General features: G+C 75.1%; 7 protein-coding genes and 1 rRNA gene. 4 read left to right on the top strand and 4 right to left on the bottom strand.

The window, feature by feature from the left end; all coding sequences use genetic code 11:
• Positions 1–19: 19 nt before the first annotated feature.
• Together F6X68_RS29885 and F6X68_RS29880 are read right to left on the bottom strand one after the other, a co-directional pair.
• A complete protein-coding gene (locus tag F6X68_RS29885) occupies positions 20–1,375 on the bottom strand; it encodes a cell wall metabolism sensor histidine kinase WalK (protein WP_151457379.1) in 1,356 nt (451 codons plus the stop codon).
• The gene (locus F6X68_RS29880) at positions 1,372–2,046 is read right to left on the bottom strand and encodes a response regulator transcription factor (protein WP_151457378.1); all 675 of its coding nucleotides are present in this window, start codon (positions 2,044–2,046) and stop codon (positions 1,372–1,374) included. The genes F6X68_RS29885 and F6X68_RS29880 overlap by 4 nt, the downstream gene beginning before the upstream one ends.
• A 173-nt stretch (positions 2,047–2,219) precedes the next feature.
• On the opposite strand from F6X68_RS29880, the gene F6X68_RS33710 reads away from it, so the two are divergent.
• The 3 genes from F6X68_RS33710 to F6X68_RS29865 are packed head-to-tail and all read left to right on the top strand — an operon-like array spanning position 2,220 to position 3,593.
• On the top strand, positions 2,220–2,591 hold the full coding sequence (locus tag F6X68_RS33710; protein WP_192581595.1) for a GlsB/YeaQ/YmgE family stress response membrane protein: 372 nt from the start codon (positions 2,220–2,222) through the stop codon (positions 2,589–2,591).
• A complete protein-coding gene (locus F6X68_RS29870; protein ID WP_151457377.1) occupies positions 2,588–3,238 on the top strand; it encodes an STAS domain-containing protein in 651 nt (216 codons plus the stop codon). Before F6X68_RS33710 ends, F6X68_RS29870 begins: the two co-directional genes overlap by 4 nt.
• A 55-nt stretch (positions 3,239–3,293) precedes the next feature.
• A complete protein-coding gene (locus F6X68_RS29865; protein ID WP_151457376.1) occupies positions 3,294–3,593 on the top strand; it encodes a BON domain-containing protein in 300 nt (99 codons plus the stop codon).
• 131 nt (positions 3,594–3,724) lie between these two features.
• On the opposite strand, the gene F6X68_RS29860 is transcribed toward F6X68_RS29865, so the two are convergent.
• Positions 3,725–4,474, bottom strand: coding sequence for a DNA-formamidopyrimidine glycosylase family protein (locus F6X68_RS29860; protein ID WP_151457375.1), 750 nt, complete (start codon positions 4,472–4,474; stop codon positions 3,725–3,727).
• A gap of 86 nt (positions 4,475–4,560) precedes the next feature.
• Here F6X68_RS29860 and F6X68_RS29855 point away from each other — a divergent pair, with 86 nt between their 5' ends.
• On the top strand, positions 4,561–5,637 hold the full coding sequence (locus tag F6X68_RS29855) for a spore photoproduct lyase family protein (protein ID WP_151457374.1): 1,077 nt from the start codon (positions 4,561–4,563) through the stop codon (positions 5,635–5,637).
• A gap of 66 nt (positions 5,638–5,703) precedes the next feature.
• Here the strand turns inward: F6X68_RS29855 and rrf are convergent.
• Positions 5,704–5,820: ribosomal RNA gene (gene rrf / locus F6X68_RS29850) — 5S ribosomal RNA — on the bottom strand.
• Positions 5,821–5,828 lie beyond the last annotated feature (8 nt).

Below are 5,828 nucleotides of genomic sequence, written 5' to 3'. Positions count from 1 at the left end.
TGCACGGGCGCGCGGCGGGTCACGGCAGCACCCCGGGCAGCTCGACCCGGAAGCGGGCACCCCCGCCGGGGCGGTCGCCCGCGCCGGCCCGCCCCCGGTGCGCGGCGGCGTGCTGCGCGACGATGGCCAGCCCGAGCCCGGTGCCGTCGCCGTCGCCACGCGAGTGCGCGGCCCGGCCACGGACGAAACGGTCGAAGATGGGGTCACGGTCCTCCGGCGGCACGCCCGGCCCCTCGTCGTCGACCTCCACGATCCCCGTCCCGTTCCGCTGCGACAGCCGCACGGCCACCGGCCCGCCGCCGTGGCGCAGCGCGTTGTCGACCAGGTTGGCCAGGATCTGCTCGACCCGACGCTCGTCGACCAGCCAGGTGGGCGGGACACCCGCGCCGACCCGGACGAGCGTGGCCGGCAGCCCACGGACCTGACAGGCGCGGCGGGCCAGCGCCGCCACGTCGACCGGCGCCCGGTCCACCGGTTGGTCGCTGCGGGCCAGCTGGATGAGGTCGTCAACCAGCTGCTGGAACCGGGTGATCTCGTCGGCCACGAGGCCGGCGGCGGTGGCGGTGCGCTCGTCGAGATGGGCCCGGCGACGGGCCAGGACGCTGGCCGCGGCCGAGAGGGTCTGCAACGGCGAGCGCAGCTCGTGGCTGACGTCGGCGGCGAAGCGCCGGTCCCGCTCGATACGCCGGGAGAGCTGGTCGACCATGTGGTTGAAGGACGTGGAGAGCCGGGTGAGGTCGGGGTCGGTGGTCGCGGCGAGCCGGGCGGAGAAGTTGCCCGCCGCGATCTCCTGCGCGGCGTCGGCCACCGCCGTCAGCGGCCGCAAACTGTGTCGGGTGGCGTACCAGCCCAGGGCGGCGCCGGACCCGGCGACCACGATGGCCACGGCGGTCAGTGCCAGCGCCAGGACCCGCAGGGTCTGGTCCAGCTCGCGCAGCGACGTCAGCTCGTAGTAGCTGGTGGACGGGGCCAGCGGCAGGCCGACGAGCAGGGTGGGCTGGCCGTTGACCCGGACCCGCTGCACGGCCGGTTCCCCGGCGTGGACGAGCTGTTGCAGGTCGACCGGGATGGCGGCGGTCAGGCCGGCGTCGGCCGTACGGGCGTACCAGTCGTCGCCGCGGTGCAGCAGCGGCCGGCGGTTGCCGCCGGTGTCGAGCGACCGCAGCACCTCCACCACGTCGGGGGCCTCCGTGTCCAGGCCGGTACGCACCACCGCCGCGTCGAAGTACGCCGCCCGCACGGCGGTGCGCTCCCGCTCGTCCAGCAGGGATCGCCTGGTCAGTTCGTACGAGACCAGCGCCATCGAGGCCGACAGCAGCAGCGCGCCGACCGCGAAACCGGCGGACACCCGGGCCCGCAGTCCGAGGCGCCTCACCGGGTCAGCTTGTAGCCGAGGCCGCGCAGGGTGACCAGGTGCCGGGGGTTGCCCGGATCGTCCTCGATCTTCTGCCGCAGCCGACCCACGTGCACGTCGACGAGCCGCTCGTCACCGGTGTCGTAGCCCCAGACCCGTTGCAGCAGCTGGTGGCGCGACAGCACCCGCCCGGCGTGCTCGGCCAGCTCGCACAGCAGCCGGAACTCGGTGCGGGTGACCGGCACCGGCTGCCCCGCCAGGCGTACCTCCCCGGCGTCCGGGCTGATCTCCAGCTGCCCGAAGGTGAGCACCGGTACGGGGTCGGGCGCCGCCCGGGCCCGGCGCCGCAGGGCCCGCAGCCGCGCCGACAGTTCCTTGATCGCCACCGGCTTGACCACGTAGTCGTCGGCCCCCGCCTCCAGTGCCGCGACGATGTCGTGGGTGTCGTCGCGGGCGCTGACCACCACGATCGGCACGTCGTCGTCGCGGCGCAGCCGCCGGATGCACTCGAAGCCGTCGAGGCCCGGCAGCATCAGGTCGACCAGTACGGTGTCGGCCGGCTCCCGGCGCTGCCGCAGCAGTCCCTCCTCGGCGGTGGCCACGCCCCGGACGCGGTAGCCCTCGTCCTCGAGCGCGAGCAGCAACGCCAGACGGATCCGGTCGTCGTCCTCGATCACCAGCACGTCCGTCATACCGGCATCATCCCCAAGGCGGCGACGGGCGCCCAACCGTGTCCGGCGTTCGACGGTTTTGTCACGCAACTGTCATACAACCGCGTGACCCGCGCCACGGGTGGCGCCGAGGGTGGTGGGGAACACCCGTGGGCCGACTGCCGTCGGCCGACCGGCCCGGCAGGAGGGACCAGATGACCGTCGCCGGTCTCCTCACCGCGCTCGCCGTCGGTCTCCTCGTCGCCGGGGCGGGCTGGTGGGTGACCCCGCGCCGGCGGGAGGTGCCGGCCTGGCTGGCCCTGGTGGCGGGGATCGTCACCGCGCTGCTCGGCGTCATCCTGGCCCGCATCGTCGGCCTCGACACCGACCGGTCGGGCGCGTGGCGCGTCGGCGTGCCGGCCGCCTCGGCCGTCGTCGGCGTCGCCCTCGTGGCGGCCACGGCCGGTCCCCGGCGCGCCGCCGCCCCGCCGCGCGGGACGGGGCCGGACCTCGACACCGCCCAGACGCCGCCGGTCGCGGGCCGGCGCGTGGCACGGCCCGACCTCCCGTGGAGGAAGACACGATGACCGTCGTACCGGACGAGCACCTGATGACGTTGATCTGCGACAGCTGCGGGGACACGACCACGGGCACCGCCTGCGTCCTGCCCGACGCCGAGGTCGTCTGGACCCTGGTGGCCGAACACGGCTGGAGCGGCTCGCCGTTCGCCACGGGCCCGCACCGCTGTCCCCGGTGCAGCCTGCCGGGTCTCGGGGGCGGGGGCGACGCCACCGGTCAGGGCGGTGCGCCGGGCGTGGACCATCTCGACGACGTCGCGGCGGTGACGGCCGCCGGGAACGTCGACGTCGACACCGCCGACGAGCTGCGGGCCGCCCTGCGGCAGGCGGTGGACGTCGGCGGACACGTGGTGGTCGACCTGACCCGGGTGCGCCTCATCGACGCCGGCGGGCTCGCGCTGCTCGTCCGGGCCCACCGCGACGCCCGGGAGCGTGGCGCCGTGCTCTGCCTGGCCGCTCCGTCCCGCTTCATCCGCACCGTGCTGCACACCATGCGGCTCGACGGGCTGTTCCCGGTCTTCGCGAGCCCGCAGGAGGCGCTCCGGCGGCTCTCCCCGGGCGGGGCAGGTGACACCGCGGGGCTGGCGGCCGTCGCCGCCGGGCCGGGTCCGCGCGGCCGCCGTGCGGCGGCGGCGACCGAGGCGTCGTCCCGCTGACCCGATCGCCGGGCCCGGGCGGCCCGGCCCGCAGACCATCGAGAGGAAGCACGCCATGCTCATCCCCTGGCCGTACCCGGACGATGGCGGGTTCCGCCCCGAGCCGCCGGGCCCCTCGCCGGACGACGAGGACGGCCGGTTGGCGGCGCTGGTCGCCCAGCGGCTGAGCAGCGACTGGACCACCCGCCGCCAGCAGATCGTGGTGACCGTGCAGAACCGCGTCGTCATCCTCGCGGGCATCGTGACCGGGCCGGAGACCCGGCGGGTGGCCGGCGAGATCGCCTGGGACGTCCGGGGCGTCGCCGACGTCTGCAACGCCCTGCGGCTCGCCGCCTCGCGCCGGTCCCGCCACTGAGCGCCCGCCCGCCGCTGAGCGCCCGCCCCTTCATCGAGCGCCCGCTCCCGACGACCGGCGCGGCGTCCGGCCGGGTGGACCCGTCCTCCCGGCCGAGGGCGGTCCCGGCGGGCCGGGGTCCCGGGGACAGGTCAGGCCGCGGGCTGGTCGACCGGGCAGGCGTACGCCGTGCGACCGCCCAGCTGCCACGTGCGCACCCGGGCGCCGCACCGCCGGCAGGTCGGCCGCTTGTAGACCCACCGCTCGTCGGGCGCCGCCGGGTCGCTGACCACCTGGCCGGCGTCGCGACCCAGCGTGAGGTACGCGACGGCGAGCTCCCACAGCCGGCTGGCCGGCGCCGGCCCGACCGCCCGGGCGTCGGGGTCGAGGCCGGCGAGAAAGAGCAGCTCCGCCCGCCAGGCGTTGCCGAGGCCCGCCCACACCGCCTGGTCGAGCAGCGCCGCGCCGACCGCGCCCCTGGCGGCGCCGAGCCGGCGTACGGCGTCCTCGCCGTCGGCGTCGGCGCGCAGCGGGTCCGGGCCGAGCGCGGCCCGCAGCGCGCGCTCGCCGTCGTCCGGGAGCGGTTCGCAGCGGATGGGCGCGATCAGGTCGTACGCGACGCCGGCGCGGGCCAGGCGCAGCCGGACGCCCTTGCGGGGCGGGACGGCCGGGTCGTCGTGGCGCAGGAACAGCCCGCGCATGCCGAGGTGCACGTGCAGGGCCGGCGCGTCGTCGACGTGGTAGAGCAGGTGCTTGCCGTACGCCTCCACCGCCCGCAACCGCCGCCCGTCGTACGGGCCGGCGTCGAGGCGACCCTGCGGGCTGGACACGGCGAGGACCTGCCCGGCGAGGGCGGCGTGCTGCTCGCGCGCGTACCGGTGGACGAGGTGGCCCTCGGGCATGCGGCCCGGGTACCCGAGGCACGGGCGCGAAAACGGCGCGTCCGGGGCGCGGGAACACCGGCGATCGGTCCGCAGTTGTCCCTTTCGTGACCGACGTTGTCCCGCACCCGCGGCTGTTCGACATCCGGCGGATCTACGTGGAGCCGGAGGCCGCCGCGCTGCCCCGCGGGCGGGCCGTGCTGGAGCGCTTTCCCGATGCGGAGCGCGTCGAGGTCGAGAGCCACTCCCGCATCCCGGAGTTGTACGGGGACGAGACGAACGTGGCCCGGTGGGTGCGGATCAAGACGGAGGCCCTGGTGCTGGGGGTCAAGAAGTCCCTGACCGCCCGCCCGAACGGCCGCTCGGCCGACTTCATCGCCCCGTCCACGGCGAACGGCTGCGCGATGGCGTGCGCCTACTGCTACGTGCCGCGCCGCAAGGGCTACAGCAACCCGGTGACGGTCTTCGCCAACATCGATCGGATCGCCGGCTACCTGCGCCGGCACGTGGGCCGGCAGGGCGTCAAAAGTGAGCCGAACCAGTGCGACCCCGCCGCCTGGGTCTACGACATCGGCGAGAACTCCGACTGCTCGCTGGACGCCCGCGTCTCCGACAACGTCCGGGACCTGGTGACGCTGTTCCGGGGTCTGCCCACGGCGAAGGCCACGTTCGCCACGAAGCACGTCAACCGTGACCTGCTCGACTGGGATCCCCGGGGCCGGACCCGCGTCCGGTTCTCGCTGATGCCGGCCCGCGACGCCAAGCTGCTCGACATCCGGACCTCCCCGGTCGCGGAGCGGTTGGCCGCCGTCGACGACTTCGTCGCGGCCGGCTACGAGGTGCACGTCAACTTCAGCCCGGTGGTGGTCCGCGACGGGTGGCTGGACGACTGGGCGGAGCTGCTCGACCAGCTCGACGACGCGCTCGGGCCCGCCGCCAAGGCACAGCTCGCCGCCGAGGTCATCTTCCTGACGCACAACGACCGGCTGCACGAGGTGAACCTCGGCTGGCACCCGAAGGCCGAGGAGATCCTCTGGCGGCCGGATCTCCAGCAGCCGAAGCGGTCGCAAACCGGCGGATGGAACGTGCGGTACCGCACCGGCAGCAAGGGCGCCTACGTGGCGGCGTTGACGGACCTGATCGCCGCGAAGGCGCCGTACTGCCGGGTCCGCTACGCGTTCTGACCAGCTCCGATTCACGGAAAGCAGTTCAGGGCCACCCCCTGCGGGGTGACCCTGAACTGAAAGATTGTCCGGCGGTGTCCTACTCTCCCACACCCTCCCGAGTGCAGTACCATCGGCGCTGGAGGGCTTAGCTTCCGGGTTCGGAATGTAACCGGGCGTTTCCCCTCCGCCATGACCGCCGTAACTCTATC

It is taken from the genome of Micromonospora sp. AMSO12t (assembly GCF_008806585.1).
GTDB lineage: Bacteria > Actinomycetota > Actinomycetes > Mycobacteriales > Micromonosporaceae > Micromonospora > Micromonospora reichwaldensis.
The sequence above is the reverse complement of the archived record's forward strand: the minus strand, read 5'-3'. Positions and strand labels throughout refer to the sequence as shown.

Bases quoted from the DNA above. Each gene is read 5' to 3' on its own strand.
- F6X68_RS29880 (WP_151457378.1), bottom strand. From the start codon at position 2,046: ATGACGGACGTGCTGGTGATCGAGGACGACGACCGGATCCGTCTGGCG.
- F6X68_RS33710 (WP_192581595.1), top strand. From the start codon at position 2,220: ATGACCGTCGCCGGTCTCCTCACCGCGCTCGCCGTCGGTCTCCTCGTC.
- F6X68_RS29870 (WP_151457377.1), top strand. From the start codon at position 2,588: ATGACCGTCGTACCGGACGAGCACCTGATGACGTTGATCTGCGACAGC.
- F6X68_RS29865 (WP_151457376.1), top strand. From the start codon at position 3,294: ATGCTCATCCCCTGGCCGTACCCGGACGATGGCGGGTTCCGCCCCGAG.
- F6X68_RS29860 (WP_151457375.1), bottom strand. From the start codon at position 4,474: ATGCCCGAGGGCCACCTCGTCCACCGGTACGCGCGCGAGCAGCACGCC.